General features: G+C 72.4%; 16 protein-coding genes. 6 read left to right on the top strand and 10 right to left on the bottom strand.

The annotated features are described in order from the left end of the window. Positions 1 to 13: 13 nt before the first annotated feature. Genes QWJ41_RS03650 through QWJ41_RS03635 form a run of 4 tightly spaced genes read right to left on the bottom strand, consistent with a single transcriptional unit; the run spans position 14 to position 2,876 of the window. The gene (locus tag QWJ41_RS03650; protein WP_302705810.1) at positions 14 to 862 is read right to left on the bottom strand and encodes an Fpg/Nei family DNA glycosylase; all 849 of its coding nucleotides are present in this window, start codon (positions 860 to 862) and stop codon (positions 14 to 16) included. Further along, complete coding sequence (locus QWJ41_RS03645; RefSeq protein ID WP_302705809.1) at positions 855 to 1,376, bottom strand: ribose-5-phosphate isomerase; 522 nt, start codon at positions 1,374 to 1,376, stop codon at positions 855 to 857. Before QWJ41_RS03645 ends, QWJ41_RS03650 begins: the two co-directional genes overlap by 8 nt. A 36-nt stretch (positions 1,377 to 1,412) precedes the next feature. Next, positions 1,413 to 2,297: an alpha/beta hydrolase gene (locus tag QWJ41_RS03640; protein ID WP_302705808.1), complete on the bottom strand. Its 885-nt coding sequence runs from the start codon at positions 2,295 to 2,297 to the stop codon at positions 1,413 to 1,415. Positions 2,298 to 2,306: 9 nt separating this feature from the next. Further along, positions 2,307 to 2,876, bottom strand: coding sequence for an LURP-one-related family protein (locus QWJ41_RS03635; RefSeq protein ID WP_302705807.1), 570 nt, complete (start codon positions 2,874 to 2,876; stop codon positions 2,307 to 2,309). An 88-nt stretch (positions 2,877 to 2,964) separates the two neighbouring features. Between QWJ41_RS03635 and QWJ41_RS03630 the strand changes: the two genes are divergently transcribed. Next, entirely contained in the window at positions 2,965 to 3,324 is a 360-nt protein-coding gene (locus QWJ41_RS03630; protein ID WP_302705806.1) for a DUF2568 domain-containing protein, read from the top strand. A 35-nt stretch (positions 3,325 to 3,359) separates the two neighbouring features. Here QWJ41_RS03630 and metG read toward each other — a convergent pair whose 3' ends face one another. Continuing rightward, entirely contained in the window at positions 3,360 to 5,156 is a 1,797-nt protein-coding gene (metG, locus tag QWJ41_RS03625; RefSeq protein ID WP_302705805.1) for a methionine--tRNA ligase, read from the bottom strand. Between the two features lie 61 nt (positions 5,157 to 5,217). Here metG and QWJ41_RS03620 point away from each other — a divergent pair, with 61 nt between their 5' ends. Next, positions 5,218 to 5,868: a GOLPH3/VPS74 family protein gene (locus QWJ41_RS03620; protein WP_302705804.1), complete on the top strand. Its 651-nt coding sequence runs from the start codon at positions 5,218 to 5,220 to the stop codon at positions 5,866 to 5,868. Here QWJ41_RS03620 and QWJ41_RS03615 read toward each other — a convergent pair whose 3' ends face one another. Next, positions 5,869 to 7,074: an N-acetylmuramoyl-L-alanine amidase gene (locus tag QWJ41_RS03615; RefSeq protein WP_302705803.1), complete on the bottom strand. Its 1,206-nt coding sequence runs from the start codon at positions 7,072 to 7,074 to the stop codon at positions 5,869 to 5,871. A gap of 107 nt (positions 7,075 to 7,181) precedes the next feature. Here QWJ41_RS03615 and QWJ41_RS03610 point away from each other — a divergent pair, with 107 nt between their 5' ends. Beyond that, positions 7,182 to 8,459 carry a DUF2254 domain-containing protein gene (locus QWJ41_RS03610; RefSeq protein WP_302705802.1) on the top strand — a complete coding sequence of 426 codons (1,278 nt, stop codon included), beginning with the start codon at positions 7,182 to 7,184 and terminating at the stop codon, positions 8,457 to 8,459. 4 nt (positions 8,460 to 8,463) lie between these two features. Here QWJ41_RS03610 and QWJ41_RS03605 read toward each other — a convergent pair whose 3' ends face one another. Continuing rightward, on the bottom strand, positions 8,464 to 9,084 hold the full coding sequence (locus tag QWJ41_RS03605; RefSeq protein WP_302705801.1) for a mycothiol-dependent nitroreductase Rv2466c family protein: 621 nt from the start codon (positions 9,082 to 9,084) through the stop codon (positions 8,464 to 8,466). A 68-nt stretch (positions 9,085 to 9,152) separates the two neighbouring features. Continuing rightward, positions 9,153 to 10,802, bottom strand: coding sequence for a CHAP domain-containing protein (locus QWJ41_RS03600; RefSeq protein WP_302705800.1), 1,650 nt, complete (start codon positions 10,800 to 10,802; stop codon positions 9,153 to 9,155). 170 nt (positions 10,803 to 10,972) lie between these two features. On the opposite strand from QWJ41_RS03600, the gene pepN reads away from it, so the two are divergent. Beyond that, a complete protein-coding gene (gene pepN / locus QWJ41_RS03595) occupies positions 10,973 to 13,522 on the top strand; it encodes an aminopeptidase N (RefSeq protein WP_302705799.1) in 2,550 nt (849 codons plus the stop codon). A gap of 121 nt (positions 13,523 to 13,643) precedes the next feature. On the opposite strand, the gene QWJ41_RS03590 is transcribed toward pepN, so the two are convergent. Further along, positions 13,644 to 14,030: a DUF5130 family protein gene (locus tag QWJ41_RS03590; protein ID WP_302705798.1), complete on the bottom strand. Its 387-nt coding sequence runs from the start codon at positions 14,028 to 14,030 to the stop codon at positions 13,644 to 13,646. Next, the gene (locus tag QWJ41_RS03585; RefSeq protein WP_302705797.1) at positions 14,017 to 14,391 is read right to left on the bottom strand and encodes a hypothetical protein; all 375 of its coding nucleotides are present in this window, start codon (positions 14,389 to 14,391) and stop codon (positions 14,017 to 14,019) included. The genes QWJ41_RS03590 and QWJ41_RS03585 overlap by 14 nt, the downstream gene beginning before the upstream one ends. Before the next feature lie 124 nt (positions 14,392 to 14,515). On the opposite strand from QWJ41_RS03585, the gene QWJ41_RS03580 reads away from it, so the two are divergent. Together QWJ41_RS03580 and QWJ41_RS03575 are read left to right on the top strand one after the other, a co-directional pair. After that, entirely contained in the window at positions 14,516 to 15,577 is a 1,062-nt protein-coding gene (locus QWJ41_RS03580; RefSeq protein WP_302705796.1) for a mechanosensitive ion channel family protein, read from the top strand. Continuing rightward, a complete protein-coding gene (locus QWJ41_RS03575; protein ID WP_302705795.1) occupies positions 15,574 to 15,945 on the top strand; it encodes a globin in 372 nt (123 codons plus the stop codon). Before QWJ41_RS03580 ends, QWJ41_RS03575 begins: the two co-directional genes overlap by 4 nt. Position 15,946 lies beyond the last annotated feature (1 nt).

The following is a 15,946-nucleotide window of genomic DNA, read 5'->3' as shown; positions in this document are numbered from 1 at the left end:
CCGAGGGTCCGGCTCATCGTAGGGCCCGGGAGCGGAACGTGGGCTGGCATCGGCTGCACCAGAAGAGGTTGCGCCCGGCCATCTCGGTGGTGCGCACCGCCCGGCCGCACACCAGGCAGGGCTGGCCGTGGCGCCGGTAGACGTAGACCTCCCCGCCGTGGTCGTCGCGGCGCGGCGGGCGACTCATCGCCTCGGGCTCGTGCTGGGGGCGCACGGTGTCGATGCGTCCGGTGCGCACGCCCTCGTTCATCAGCACCACCAGGTCGTCCCACATCGCCCGCCACTGGCCCACCCGCAGCGTGCGGCCCGGGCGCTGGGGGTCGAGGCGGTGCCGGAAGAGCACCTCGGCGCGGTAGACGTTGCCCACGCCGGCCAGCACCGACTGGTCCATCAGCAGCGCCCCGATCGGGGTGCGGCTGCGGCGGATCCGCTCCCACGCCCGGTCGGGGTCGGCGTCGGCGCGCAGCGGGTCGGGCCCCTGCCGCTCGAGCACCGCGTCGCGCTGGGGCCCGGTCAGCAGCTCGCAGGCGGTGGCCCCGCGCAGGTCGGCGTACGCCCGGCCACGGGCGTCGGCGGCGACCAGGCGCAGCCGCACCTGCCCGACCGGCTCGGGCACCTCGTCGACGTCGGGGTGCACGTCGAGCTTGCCGTAGAGACCCAGGTGCACGTGCACCCAGCGCTCGCCGGGGAAGGCCAGGAAGAGGTGCTTGCCCCACGCCTCGGCGTGCTCGAGCACGCTCCCGTCGAGCTGGGCGGCCGCCTCGGCGAAGCGGCCCTGGGGGCTGGAGACGGCGACCCGGCGCCCGGCGAACGCTGCGCCCAGGTGCCCGGCGAGCCGGTGGAGGGTGTGCCCCTCAGGCATCGGTCCCCTCGTCGGGGCCCAGGCCCCGTGCCGACTCCGGCAGCGGCGGCAGCACCGACGTCTCGTCGTACGACGAGAGCTGGCCGATGCGCCGCACGTGCCGCTCGTCGCCGCTGAACGGCTCGGCCAGGAAGACCTCCACGAAGCGGGTCATGTCGGCCAGGCTGTGCATCCGGCCGCCGACCGAGACCATCTGGGCGTCGTTGTGGTCGCGGGCGAGCTTGGCGGTCTCCTCCGACCAGGCCAGGGCGCAGCGGATGCCCTCGACCTTGTTGGCGGCCATCTGCTCGCCGTTGCCGGAGCCGCCGATGACCACGCCCATCGAGTCCTGGCCGGCGGCGCGCTCGCGGGCCACGGCCTCGGCGGCGCGCAGGCAGAAGACGGGGTAGTCGTCGAGGGCGTCGTAGACGAAGGGGCCGTGGTCGACAGGCTCGTAGCCGTGCTCGGAGAGCCAGGCGACGAGGTGGGCCTTGAGGTCGAGTCCGGCATGGTCGGAGCCCAGGTGCACGCGCATGGCGGGATCATCCCAGAGCCGGGCAGGCAGGTCGGCTCAGGGGTACATGCCCAGGAAGGCCGCGACCTGGCGGGTCATCGGCTCGGCCGCGTCGAAGACCTCGGGATGGCGCCAGAAGCCGTGCACCTGGCCCAGGTAGCGGGTCGCGACCACGGCGACGCCGGCGTCGGCGAGCAGGGCGGCGAGGTGCTCGCCCTCGTCGCGCAGCGGGTCGTGCTCGGCGGTGGTCACCAGGGTCGGCGGCAGCGTCCAGAGGCGGTCGGAGCGCAGCGGGGCCAGGTCGGGGTGCTGCAGGTCGGCCGGGGTGGCGGCGTACTGCTGCCAGTACCACTGCGCCTCGCGAGGATCGAAGCCGTCGGCGGCGGTGCGGTAGCTCTCGAACGCGCCCTCGGGGTCGAGGAAGGGGTAGATGAGCGCCAGCGCCCGGAAGCGCCCGGGGTGGCGCAGCGCCGCGACCAGGGCCAGGTTGGCCCCGGCGCTGTCGCCGTGCACGTAGAGCGGCGCCTCGAGCTCGTACGCCGCTCCCTCGCGCGCCATCCAGCCCAGCACGGTGTCGACGTCGTCGGGGGCCGCGGGGAACCGGTGCTCGGGCGGGCGGCGGTAGTCGACGCTGAGCACCGTCACCTCGCTGCGGTTGGCCAGGCGGCGCGCCGCGGCGTCGTGCACGTCGATGTCGTGGAAGACGAAGCCGCCGCCGTGCAGGTGCACCAGGGTGCCCTCGCGCGCGTCGCGGGGCCGGTAGAGCCGGCAGCGGACCCCGTCGGCGTCGACGTCGAGGACCTGCTCGACGTCCTCGCGCGGCTGGCCGGCGGCCAGCTCACGCGCCTGGCGCCGCGACTCCTCGATGTCGAAGTCGGGGTCGAAGACCTTGGGCGTCAGCGCGGCCGCCTCGACCGAGCGTCGGGACTGGGGGTAGAGCACGGGGTCTCCTCAGCGCTGCATCAGCGCGTCGAGCCCGACGGCGATGGCGGCGGCGACCCGGAAGTCGACGCGCTCGTCGGGCACGGTGACGGTGTAGCGGTCGCGCAGCTTGAACTGCCGCTCCACGCTCATCAGCGGCGCTCCGTCGGGGGTGGTGAAGTCGAAGTGGATCGACAGGAACGGGATGTCGGCGACGCGGCGCAGCAGCGCGGTGAGCTGGCTGCGCTCCTGCCCGGTGCCGGTGTAGCCGGGGCCCTCGACGTGGAAGGTCGAGCGCAGCAGGCTGGCCCCGAAGTCCTTGCGGAAGAAGCCGATCTGGCGCTGTGCCTCGTCGAGCACGTCGTAGCCGGCGTTGAGGTCGACACGCTTGCGGGCCTTGAAGCTGAAGACCGGACGCGCCTTGGACTCGTCGGCGTAGAAGGTGACCTCCTCCTTGAACGCCAGCCGCTTCTGCTGGGCCAGGCCCATCAGCCGACCCTCTCCCCCGCCCGGCTCCGCGGCGACGAGCTCGTAGCGGTTGGTGGTCATCGCCAGCTTCTGCTTGACGTAGAAGCTGGGGAGGTACATCTCCGCGGTCATGGCCCCGAACCTACTGCCGAGCAGTCACTTTCTAACCACCGACCAGTCACTTCCGCACCGACGGGTCCGGGCGCCGCAGACTGGTCCCGTGGTCTGGTCCGTGCTGACGCTGCTGCTCCTGGTCGAGCTGCTCGCCTGGGCGGCGTACGGCGTGCTCGGGTGGGCGTTGTCGCCCGGGTGGCTGTGGGTGTGGCTGCTGCCGCTGCTCGTGGTCTCCCTGTGGACGGCGACCGCCTCGCCGAGGGCTCGGTGGCGCGGCGCCGTGCTGACCCCGGTCGTCAAGCTGCTCGTCTTCTCCGGTGCCGTGCTCGCCCTGGTCGCCACCAGGCACCCGGTGGCCGGTGGCGTGCTCGGTGTCCTCGCGACCGCCGTGCACCTGGCTGCGCGCCGACCCGACGTACGGGCTCGGCTGGAGCAGGTCAGCACCCCGGATGGAGTGCGGGACTGACCGCTCGGTGGTGCAGAAGTGACTGCTCGTCCCGCTCAGGCCTCGGCGAGGCGGGCGACCTCCTCCTCGGCCACGGCGGGGTCGAGCTTGGTGAAGACCGGGGTGGGCTTGTCGACGGGGGTGCCGACCACGATCGGGTGGCGCTGCCAGGACGGTGCGGTGGTGTAGTCGCCGGTGATGACCGGGTAGCCGGGGCCCCCGTCGAGGTCCTCGACCTCCTCGATGCGCGGCATCGGGGCGACCTCGCCGGTGCCGCCGAGGGCCCGGTCGACGGCGTTGGCCGAGAACGGCAGGAACGGGGCCAGCACCAGGTTGAGGTCGGCGACGCACTGGGCGACCACGTGCAGGATCGTGGCCAGCCGCTCGCGCTGGTCGTCGCCCTTGAGCTTCCAGGGCTCGGAGTCGGAGACGTACTTGTTGACCACGCCGACCGCGCGCATGGCCTCTCCGATGGCGGCCTTGAGGCGGTGCCGCTCGAGCAGCTCGCCCACGACGCCGAACGCCGCCTCCGCGACGTCCAGCACCTCCTGGTCCTGGGGCTCCAGCGGCCCCGCGGCCGGGATCTCGCCGAAGTTCTTGGCGATCAGGGTGGCGGTGCGGTTGACCAGGTTGCCCCAACCGGCGACCAGCTCGTCGTTGGTGCGGCGCACGAACTCGGCCCAGGTGAAGTCGGAGTCCTGGTTCTCGGGGCCGGCCGAGGCCACGAAGAAGCGGAACGCGTCGGGCTGGTAGCGGCTGAGCAGGTCGCGCACGTAGATGACGACCTTCTTGGAGGAGGAGAACTTGCGCCCCTCCATCGTCAGGAACTCCGAGCTGACCACCTCGGTCGGCAGGTTGAGCTCGCCGTAGGCATGGGTGCTGCCGCCGCGCTCGCCCTTGCCCGAGTAGGCCAGCAGCTCGGCCGGCCAGATCTGGGAGTGGAACGTGATGTTGTCCTTGCCCATGAAGTAGTACGACAGGGCCTCGGGGTCGTTCCACCACTGGCGCCAGGCCTCGGGGTCGCCACTGCGGCGGGCCCACTCGATGGAGGCCGAGAGGTAGCCGATGACCGCGTCGAACCAGACGTAGAGCTTCTTGGTGGGCTGCTCGCGCCACCCGTCGAGCGGGACCGCGATGCCCCAGTCGATGTCACGGGTCATCGCGCGCGGCCGGATCTCCTTGAGGATGTTCTGGCTGAACCGGATGACGTTGGGCCGCCACAGACCGGTCGCCTCGCGCTCGTCGAGCCACTCCCCCAGCGCCTCGGCCAGCGCGGGCAGGTCGAGGAAGAAGTGCTGGGTCTCGATGAACTCGGGCGTCTCGCCGTTGATCTTCGAGACCGGGTCGACGAGGTCGGCGGGGTCGAGCTGGTTGCCGCAGGTGTCGCACTGGTCGCCGCGGGCGCCCCCGGCGCCGCAGATCGGGCAGGTGCCCTCGATGTAGCGGTCGGGCAGGGTGCGCCCGGTCGACGGCGAGATCGCCCCGTGGGTGGTCTGCTCGACGAAGTAGCCGTTGGCGTGCACGCCCAGGAACAGCTCCTGGACCACCGCGTGGTGGTTGGGCGTGGTGGTGCGCGTGTAGAGGTCGTAGGTGCAGCCCAGCGCGGCGAGGTCCTCGGCGATGACCCGGTGGTTCTTGTCGGCGAGCTCCTGGGGGGTGACCCCGGCCTCGTCGGCGGCGATCAGGATGGGCGTGCCGTGCTCGTCGGAGCCCGAGACCATCAGCACGTCGTGGCCCGCCATGCGCATGTAGCGGCTGAAGACGTCGGAGGGCACACCGAAACCGGCGACGTGGCCGATGTGGCGCGGACCGTTGGCGTAGGGCCAGGCGACTGCCGACAGGACTCTGCTCATGCACCGAATCCTAGGGATGGCGTCGCGGCCGGCCTGCGGCGGTGCGGCTACCGTCGCTCCCATGACCACCTCGGTCGCGGAGGACCTGCTGCTCCTGCTGCTCGACGACGCCTCCGGGGCCACCCACGGATCGACCTACGTGGCGCCGGGCCTCGGCGGGGCGCTGCTGGTCGAGCTGGCCCTCGAGGGCCGGGTCGAGGTCGTCGAGCACGGCGGCCTGCTGCGGCGCCAGGGTGTGCGGGCGCTCGGCGCCGTCCCCGACGACGACCTGCTGGCCGGGGCCTGGTCCGAGGTGTCCCGCAAGGAACGCAGCCCCCAGCGCCTCGTCGGCCGCCTCGGGCGAGGACTCGAGGAGCCGCTGGCCCAGCGCCTGGTCGACCAGGGCGTCCTCGAGCGCCACGACGACACCGTGCTGGGCCTCTTCCACCGCACCCGCTGGCCCGCTCGCGACGGGTCCCGCGAGGCCGCGGTGCGCCGAGACCTGGCCTCCGTGCTCGTCGAGGGAGCAGAGCCCGACCGGCGTACGGCGGCCCTGGTGGCGCTGCTGCTCGCCGTCGGGCGCGCCCACAAGGTGGTGGACCACGAAGGCCTGCGCGCGTCGAGGGTGCGTGCTCGCGCCCGGTCGGTGGCCCGGGCCACCGAGTGCGAGTGGGCCACGCAGGGCGTCAAGGACGCGATCGCCGCCGCGGGGTCGGGGTCGTTCGGCGGCTGATCAGCCGATCCCGCCGTGCTTCTTGACCCGCTTGCGGGTGCGCTTCCGGATCGCCGGCAGCTTCTTGTACAGCGACTGCCCCGGGCAGGCGGTGTCGTTGGTGTCGCGGTGCCCATCGATGACGCGCAGCCGCACCCAGCCCTTCGGGTACTTGTCGCTGCCGGTGGAGTAGACGCGGACCTTGCCCGAGGGGCGGCGGCCGTACTTGTCGAGCTTCCAGGCGGCCAGCTTGACCACGGCCGTGACGGTCTTGCTGGTCACACCGCTGGTCTCGAAGTTGCCGATCACCGCGACACCCACCGAGGTGTTGTTGAAGCCGAGCGTGTGCGCGCCGCGCACCGGCCGGCCCGGGCCGCCGGCGCGGCCAACCCAGGTGCGCCCGAACTTGTCGACGAGGAAGTTGTAGCCGATGTCGGACCAGCCCAGGGACTGCGTGTGGTAGCGGTACATCGAACGGATCATGGCGGGCACGTCGGTGCGGCTGTAGTCGTTGCCGCTCGCGGTGTGGTGCACGTGCACCTGCTGGATCGTGCGGCACATCACCGGCTTGCCGTCGCGCCACGAGCCGTCGGCGCCCCAGTCCTTGCGGCTGCGCAGCGGCGGTCGCGGCGAGCGCCGAGGCTTCTTGCGGGCGGCCTCGTCGGTCTCGTCGGCTCCATCGGTCTCGTCGCGCTCCTGTGCCCCGCTGCGTCCCGCGGGGATCGAGGCCCGGGTGCGGGAGTCGCCGGCGCGACTGCCGGGGTCGATCAGCACCAGGCGCAGGTCGCGGGGCCGCTGCCCGACCACGAGCACCTCGACGCCGTCGGCCTCGGGCAGCCACAGCGGCTCGGTGCCACGGCGTCCGGAGTCCTCGCGGCCCCCGGTGTCGGGCCCGTCGTGCAGGACCCGCAGGGCCCGCCACGACGACCAGCGACCACTGCTGCGGGTGCGCACCCGCAGGCCGGGCGCCCGGCCGGTCCAGGTCAGCGCGAGCATCCGGTACGACGCCGTGTCGAGGCGGCCGGTGGCCCACCGACCCGCGCCGCTGCGTTGCAGCCGCTGGTCGCCGAGGGCGATCTCGTGGCTGGTGACGCCGCCGGAACGGGTGGTCTCGGCGGCCACCGCGCCGGGCGCGGGCCACCCGGTCAGGGCGCCGACGACCGGCACGGTCGACAGGGCCGCGGCCCGGGTGACCAGGGCGCGGCGCGGCAGTGGGGGGCTGGACATCACCAACATCATGCGTCACTGCAGTCACAGTGTCGATCCCCGAGCCCGCCCCCGGTCGATGACCGTGTCACCCCAGCGGGGGGCGGCGTACACGATAGGAAGGGGCGGTGAGCACCCCACAGAGCCGGCCCACCCCCGTCCCCGCAGCCCCCGACGGCGACCAGGCCGGGCGCAGCTGGGTGAGCCGGCAGGCCCGCCGCGCCGTGCGCCCGTTCTGGGTCGTGCCGGCGCTGTGGTCGGTCGGTGCCATCGGGCTGGGCCTGCTCGTCCCGCGGCTCGACGCCACCGGGTTGGCCGACCTGCTGCCGTTCCTCTTCCCCGGCGACGTCGAGGGGGCGCGCAGCGTGCTGTCGAGCATCGCGGGCGCGATGATCACGGTGACCGGCCTGGTCTTCTCCAACACGATGGTGGTGCTGCAGCTGGCCAGCAGCCAGTTCTCTCCGCGGGTGCTGCAGACCTTCCTGCAGGACCGGGTCACCCAGCACACGCTCGGCGTCTTCACCGCGACCTTCGTCTACGCCCTGACGGTGCTGCGCTCGCTGGCCGACGCCGGTGACGACCCCGTGCCCCAGCTGGCCGTGACCCTCGCCTTCGCGCTGGTGGTCGCCGCGGTGGCCATGTTCCTGCTCTTCATCAACCACATCACCGCCTCGGTGGGCATCTCCAACATCTTGCACCGCAGCGCGCGCGAGACCCGCGACCTGCTGCAGCGCGGCCGGGGCGCGCGCCGCGAGATGCCCGAGAGCCGACCCGAGATGCCCGACCTGGGGCACCAGCACGTGGTGCTGGCCCGGGTCAGCGGCTACCTCGACGCGCTCGACGTCGACCAGCTGTGCGCTCGCGCCGAGCAGCACGGGGTGCGCCTCGAGATGCTGCACCCGTTGGGCACGTTCCTGGTGGAGTCGCGCCCCCTCGCGGTGGTGCACGGCGCCCGACCGGGCGAGGTCGACTGGGACCGGGTGCTGCGCCGTCACGTCGACCTCGCCAGCGAGCGCTCCCTGCAGCAGGACATCGCCTTCGGCCTGCGGCGCCTGGTCGACATCGCCGAGCGTGCGCTGTCGCCCGGCATCAACGACCCGACCACCGCCGTGCAGGTCGTCGACCAGCTGCACGACCTGCTGCACCGTCTGGCCGTCGAGCCCGACCCGTGGCCGGTGCACGTCGACGGCGAGGGCACGCCGCGCCTGGTGACCCGCGAGACCACGTTCGAGCAGCTGCTCGACCTGGCCGTCGACGAGATCGCACACTGGGGCCACGACAGCCTGCAGGTCCCCCGGCGGCTGCGCGCCATGCTCGACGACCTCCTGGTCGACGCGACGCCCGAGCACCGCACGGCCCTGCAGGCCAAGCAGTCCCAGCTCGCCGCGCTCGACACGGCGGGCTGAGGGTCTAGCTGAAGTCGAGCTCTGCGGTGCGCGAGCGCTTGAGCTCGAAGAAGTGGGGGTAGCCGGCCAGCAGCACCGCGCCGTCCCAGACCTTCCCGGCCTCCTCGCCGCGCGGGATCGACGTCATGACCGGCCCGAAGAAGGCGGTGCCGTCGATGGCGATCGTCGGCGTGCCGACCTCGTCGCCGACCTGGTCCATCCCCTCGTGGTGCGAGGCGCGGACGGCGTCGTCGTACGACGCGTCGTCCCACGCCTCGATCAGCGTGTCCGGGAGCCCGACCTCGGCGAGCGCCTCGACGACCACGTCGCGCTCGGCCCCCCGCCCCTGGTCGTGGATGCGGGTGCCCATGGCGGAGTAGAGCGGCAGCAGCTGGTCCTGGCCGTGGCGCTGCCAGGTCGCCATCGCGACCCGCACCGGGCCCCAGCCCTTCTCGAGCGCCTCGCGGTACTCCTCGGGCACGTCCTTGCCCTCGTTGAGGTAGGACAGGCTCATCACCTGCCAGGAGACCTCGATGTCGCGCACCTTCTCGACCTCGAGGATCCATCGCGAGGTGACCCAGGCGAAGGGGCACAGGGGGTCGAACCAGAAGTCGGCGGTGGACGCGGGTGCGGTCTCGGAGGTCATGGACCTTTCAATCACCTCCGCCGGCGCACTATTCCCCCGGCCTGCTTCCCCGGCCTGCTCCCCCGGCGCTACTTCCCCGGCACCGTGACCCGCAGGACCTGGCGCGAGCGCCGGACCACGTCGGTGCCGTCGTAGAGCACGCGGACGCGGTGCGTGCCGGGGTCGAGGCGGCCCAGGCGCAGCTGTGCCGTGCCGTCGACCAGCTCGGCCACCTTCTCCCGCTGCCCGACCAGCAGGCGCACCGTGCCACCGGGCCCGGGCTCCGCCACGCCGGGCGCGGAGACGGAGACGTCGGCGACCACCTTGCGGGTGGCCCCTGTGGCCTCGACCAGCATGGTCGAGCGCGTGGTGACCGGCCCACCGGTCCCCAGCAGCGCGGTGTGGGTCTCGTAGCCGGGCCGCTCGACCTCGACGAGCAACTCGAGGGTGCTGCCCACGTCGCCCTCGCCGAGCGAGTAGCGCCGACCGCCGGCACCGACCGCCGGGCCGGAGACGGCCTCGCCGTCGCGTCGCCACGTGTAGGTGACCTCGGCGTCCGCGGGCGTGAAGGTGCCTCGGCCGACCTCGAGCGTCTTGCCCAGCCTGGCCTTGCCCGCCAGCGTGAACGGCTCGGTGACGCTCAGGACACCGGGCGCGACCCGGCCGCCCGTGACGGCGGCGGTGCTCGTGCGGTAGCCGTCGAGGACCGCGGCCTCGCGCACCTCGACGTCGGCGCCGACCAGCTCGGGCGTAAGTCGCAGCCTGGCCGTCGTGGCACCCGGCACGGGTGTCCCGTCGGCGTACCACTGCAGCGAGGTCTGCTCGGGCCTCGGCTCGTAGCTGCCGCGGGTGGCGGTGAGGACCTGGTCGACCTGCGCGGTGCCCGCGACGGCGGGCGCGCTGAGGGTGGTCAGGGTGCCGGGCTTGACCTTGCGGGTGCGCGAGGACGTGGCGGTGCCGTCGGCGTAGCCCTTCTTGGTCGCCACGACCGACACCGAGAGCCGCGTACGCCGCTGCGCCGCGGTCGGCGTGAAGGTGGGCTGGTCGGCCCCGGGCACCGGGGTGTTGCCGGCGTACCACTGCAGGCGCGTGGTGCCCGCGGGCCGCCAGCTGCCGGTGGTGGCCTGCAGGGTCTCGCCGACGGCGACGTCGCCGGTGATCACGGGCGCCTCCTCGGCCTCGACCTGCTGGTCGCGGAAGTGGATGAAGCCGCTGGGCCAGCCCGTGCCCGAGGTCGTGATGCGGCGCCAGTGGAAGTCGCCGCCCCACACGTCCTCCGAGACGATGATCTCCGTCGGCGAGATCACCTGCTCGACGTAGGCGAGGTGGCCGGCGGAGCCGGCGCCGGGCACGTTGGCCTTCCACCAGGCCACCGACCCCACGACGGGGACGTCGTCGACCAGGTGGGACATGGCGTAGCCCCAGTTGGTGGCGTTGCCGCTGCCCGACCAGGGCCGCTCGGGCGACATCCCGTTCTGCACGAGGCGGTAGGCCACGTAGTTGGTGCAGTTGTGCCCGGCGTACATCCGCCACCACATCTGCTGGCCCGCCGTGCGGTAGCCGGCGTGGGAGTAGCCCTTCTCCTGGCACGACACGTAGCCGGTGCACAGGTAGGTGGAGTAGCCCTGCGCGGGCACCGCCGGCAGCACGACCAGGCCCACGGCCAGGCTCACGAGCAGTCCCACCAGCCGCCCGGCCGGGCGCCTCGCCCCAGCACGCACGGCATCCCGAGTCATCATCACGAGAGGGGATTAAACCCCACGTCAAGCACCGACACGCCGGTTCTCTCGATTTTTTTCACATTGGTCACACCGGTCGCACACGGCCTCAGGCACCCCAGCAGTCACGCCGCAGACCCCTCCAGGTATCTGGTTGTCGCCCTCGGCCCGCGCGGTGCGATGATCGCGCCATGCCTGGAACCAACCTCACCCGGGACGAGGCCGCCACCCGCGCCGCCCTCCTGGACGTCACGTCGTACTCCATCGACCTGGACCTCACGACGGGCGAGAAGACCTTCGCCTCCACGACCACGATCTCCTTCACGTGCAGCGAGCCGGGGGCGGCGAGCTTCGCCGATCTCGTCGACGCGACCGTGCACGAGATCACCCTCAACGGGCGCAGCCTCGACCCCGCCACGGCGTACGCCGACAGCCGCATCGCCCTCGACGACCTGGCCGCCGACAACGAGCTGGTCGTGCGTGCCGACTGCACCTACTCCCACACCGGCGAGGGCCTGCACCGCTTCGTCGACCCGGCCGACGATCGCGTCTACCTCTACTCGCAGTTCGAGGTCCCCGACGCCCGGCGGGTCTACACCACCTTCGAGCAGCCCGACCTCAAGTCGGTCTTCACCTTCCGGGTCACCGCGCCCCAGGACTGGAAGGTCGTCTCCAACTCCCCCACCCCCGAGCCGCAGGGTCTCGGCGACGGCCGCGCCGTGTGGGAGTTCGAGCCGACCAAGCCGATGTCGACCTACATCACCGCGCTCATCGCCGGCGAGTACCACGAGGTCCAGGACGTCTACGAGGGCAAGCACGGCACCATCCCGCTGGGCCACTACTGCCGCCAGTCGCTGGTGGAGTACCTCGAGCGCGACCTCGAGGACGTCATGACGATCACCAAGCAGGGCTTCGCCTTCTTCGAGGACGCCTTCGACTTCCCCTACCCCTTCGGCAAGTACGACCAGCTCTACGTGCCGGAGTACAACATGGGCGCGATGGAGAACGCCGGCGCCGTGACGCTGCGCGACGAGTACCTGCCGCGCTCGCGCCAGCCGCGCTCGTTCTACGAGTTCCGCTGCTCGGTGATCCTGCACGAGATGGCGCACATGTGGTTCGGCGACCTGGTCACCATGAAGTGGTGGGACGACCTGTGGCTCAACGAGTCGTTCGCCGAGTGGGCCTGCTACCACGCCGAGGTCGAGGCCACCGAGTTCACCGACTCCTGGACCGGCTTCGCCAACGCGCGCAAGCAGACCGGCTACCGCGCCGACCAGCTGCCCAGCACGCACCCGATCGCGGCCGACAACCACGACCTCCAGGCCGTCGAGGTCAACTTCGACATGATCACCTACGCCAAGGGCGCCTCGGTGCTCAAGCAGCTGGTGGCCTGGGTCGGGCTCGACGACTTCCTCGGCGGCCTGCAGCAGTACTTCAAGGACTTCGCCTACGGCAACTCCGAGTTCGCCGACCTGCTCGCCGCGCTGGAGAAGTCCTCGGGCCGCGAGCTGTCGGGCTGGGCCAAGGAGTGGCTGCAGACGGCGGGCGTCAACACCCTCAGCGCCGAGTTCGACCTCGACGCCGAGGGCCGCTACACCCGCCTCGCGGTGCGCCAGGGCGCGCACCCCGACTGGCCCCAGCTGCGCCGGCACCGCATCGGCATCGGCCTCTACAACGAGGTCGAGGGCCGCCTGGTGCGCGCCCGCTACGTCGAGACCGACGTCGAGGGCGAGCTCACCGACATCGCCGAGCTCGCCGGAGAGACCCAGCCCGACCTGCTGCTTCTCAACGACGCCGACCTGACCTACGCCAAGATCCGGCTCGACGAGCGCTCGCTGGCCACCGCGATCAGCGGCCTCTCGCGCCTTGACGACTCGCTGGCCCGGGCCCTGGTCTGGGGTGCGGCGTGGGACATGACCCGCGATGCCGAGATGGCCGCCACCGACTACGTCGAGCTCGTGCTGGCCAACATCGGCAGCGAGACCGACCCCTGGGGCGTCAGCCGGATCCCGAGCACGGCCGCCACCGCGGCGTCGGCGTACTCCGCACCCGAGGGGCGCGCCGCGCTCCTCGAGCGCTGGGAGGGCGGGCTGCGCGAGCTGGCGCTGGCCGCCGAACCGGGCAGCGACCAGCAGCTGACCTTCGTGCGGTCCTACGCCGCGGCCGCCCACGGCGACCGGGCGCTCGACGACGTGGCCGGGCTGCTCGACGGCACCTGGGAGATCGAGGGCCTCAGCGTCGACCAGGACCTGCGCTGGTCGCTGGTGACCTCCCTGGCCGCCGCCGGTCGTGCGGGCTCGCGCATCGAGGACGAGCTGGCCGGCGACGCCACCATCTCGGGCCAGGAGCACGCGGCCGGGGCTCGCGCCGCGCGCCCCGACGCGACCGCGAAGGCCGAGGCCTGGGAGCTGGCGGTCGAGCGCACCGACGTGCCCAACGAGACCGCGCGCTCGATCGTGTTCTCGTTCATGCGCCAGGGCCAGGAGGAGGTGCTCGCGCCGTACGTCGACAAGTACCTCGAGGCGGCCGAGACCCTGTGGGACCACCTGGGCACCCACCGCGCCTCGACCGTGCTCAACTACATCTTCCCCAGCCCGCTGGCGAGCACCGCGCTGGTGGAGAAGGTCGACGCCTGGCTGGAGCGCACCGCCGCGCCCGCCGCGGCCCAGCGCTACGTGCTCGAGGGCCGCGCCGACGTGCTGCGCGCCCTGGCCGCCCAGGAGCGCGACGCCCGCCGCTGACACACGAGCAGTCACTTTCGCACCACCGAGAGGTCGCTTCTGCACCTCTCGGTGGTGCGAGAACGACCGGTCGCTGGTGCAAAAGTGACCGGTCGGTGGTGCGAAGGTGACCGGTGGTGCTTCAGGCCTTGGCGTGCAGGGTGCGCGGGGGCCGCGCGTGCTCGGCGAGCATCTCGATGCCGCGGCGCAGGCCGCCGGCGAGGTCGCCCGCGGCGAAGTCCTGCTGCATGTGCAGCGCGGCCAGCTCGACCTCGCGGTCGGTGAGGGTGCGGCGCACGTAGGCGCCGGTGACGATCTCGAGCACCCGGCGGGTCGGGTCGACCATCACCAGGATGCTGCGCGAGGGCGCCACCAGCGTGTTGTGCAGGCTCGTGGCGAAGTCACGGGGCTCGCCCTCGGCGTTGCCGACGAAGATCGAGAACTCCATCCGGCACAGCTGCTCGGCGCGACGGATCGTCGCGTCGAGGGCGGCGTGCTCGGCGGAGCTGAACGGGTCACCAGCGGGCACTGGAGCCACCCGCCTGCGAGTCGTCGCCGTCGGGGCCGGCGAGCTCGCCGGTCGCGCGGCGCGGACCGCCGATCCACTGGTTCTCGACGGCCGGGGCGCCGGGGGCGACCCGCTCGCCGCGGGCCAGCGGGGGCCCGTAGACCAGCGCGGTCAGCACGAGCACGCCCAGCACCGGCAGCCCGACCAGGACCAGCAGCCAGCCGAGCGGGTCGACGGCGGCCGGGTCCGACCAGCCCTCGGGGACGTCGGCGGCGGCCGGGGCGGCGCTCAGCACGACCGCGACGCCGGCCGCGCCGAGCGCGAGCAGCAGCGTGCGGGCACGGCGGGCGAGGACGGTGGAGGCGGTGATCAGCGTGGTCACCCCCCGAGGATATCGCTCCCTGCCCGGGGCTCGCACCGCGGCCGCCCCGGCGCCCGCGCGACGTGACCCGGTCGACACGCGCAGGGTTGGGGGTCCTGGGTGGGCACCTGTTTGACTGGCAGGCATGGTCCCCCTGGTTTCCCTGTCCTCCCTGATCAAGGGCCGGTGCGACGAGTCCGAGCAGGTCTGCAACTGGGTCAAGGAGCAGACCGGCAGCAACAAGCTCGCCAACACCGCCGACCTGCTGATCGGCAAGCCGATGGCCGTGCTCGGTCTGATCGTCTTCGGCTTCGTGCTGCGCTGGGTCCTCCACCGGGTCGTCGACCGCATCGTCTCCCGCGCCGAGGACGGCGTGCTGCCCGACCAGATGAACCGCTTCCGCCGCGGGCGTGCGGCCAGGGTGGAGGCCGCCCACGAGGCGCGCAACGCCACCCGCCGGGTCCAGCGCGCCAAGACGATGGGCAGCCTGCTCAAGAGCATCATCACCGGCCTGGTGCTGGCGATCGTCGGCACGATGGTGCTCAGCGAGATCGGCGTCAACATCGCCCCGATCATCGCCAGCGCCGGCATCGTGGGCCTGGCCGTCGGCTTCGGCGCCCAGTCGCTGGTCACCGACTTCCTCTCGGGCGTCTTCATGATCTTCGAGGACCAGTACGGCGTGGGCGACGAGATCGACCTCGGCGAGGCCATCGGCACCGTCGAGGCGGTGAGCCTGCGCGTGACCCGCCTGCGCGACATCAACGGCACCGTCTGGTACGTCCGCAACGGCGAGATCGCCCGCGTGGGCAACATGAGCCAGAACTGGGCACGCACGGTGCTCGACGTCTCGGTCTCCTACGACTCCGACCTGGTCAAGGTCAGCCGGGTGCTGCAGGACGTCGCGCACGACCTGTGGGACGACGAGGACTTCAAGGGCAAGGTGCTCGAGGAGCCCTCGGTCTGGGGCGTGCAGGACCTCGGCGCCGACGGCATCGCGGTGCGGGTGGCCCTCAAGACGGCGCCCGGCCTGCAGTGGGGCGTGGCCCGCGAGATGCGCCAGCGCATCAAGGCCCGCTTCGACATCGAGGGCATCGAGATCCCCTTCCCGCAGCGGGTGGTCTGGCACCGCGACGAGCGCTCCGGCGACGAGGCCGGCGACCGGGCGGCCGAGGACGCCGCGGGCACGAACGGGATGATGGGGCGGTGACGTTCTACGACGAGATCGGGGGCGAGGCCACGATCCGCGCGATCGTGCACCGCTTCTACCAGGGCGTGCGCGACGACGAGGTGCTGCGCCCGATGTACCCCGAGGAGGACCTCGCCCCCGCCGAGGACCGCTTCGCGCTGTTCCTGGTGCAGTACTGGGGCGGGCCCACGACGTACTCCGACACCCGCGGGCACCCGCGCCTGCGGATGCGGCACGCCCCGTTCGCGGTCAACCCCGAGGCGCGAGACCACTGGCTGATGCACTTCCGGGCCGCGCTCGACGAGGCCGACCTGACCGAGGAGCAGCGCCAGACGTTCTGGGACTACGTCACCCACGCGGCCCAGTTCATGGTCAACACCTTCGACTGAT

Origin of the sequence: Nocardioides cremeus, from assembly GCF_030518195.1 — a bacterium.
Taxonomy (GTDB): domain Bacteria; phylum Actinomycetota; class Actinomycetes; order Propionibacteriales; family Nocardioidaceae; genus Nocardioides; species Nocardioides cremeus.
Note: the sequence above shows the minus strand (reverse complement) of the source record. Positions and strands in the feature narration are given on the sequence as shown.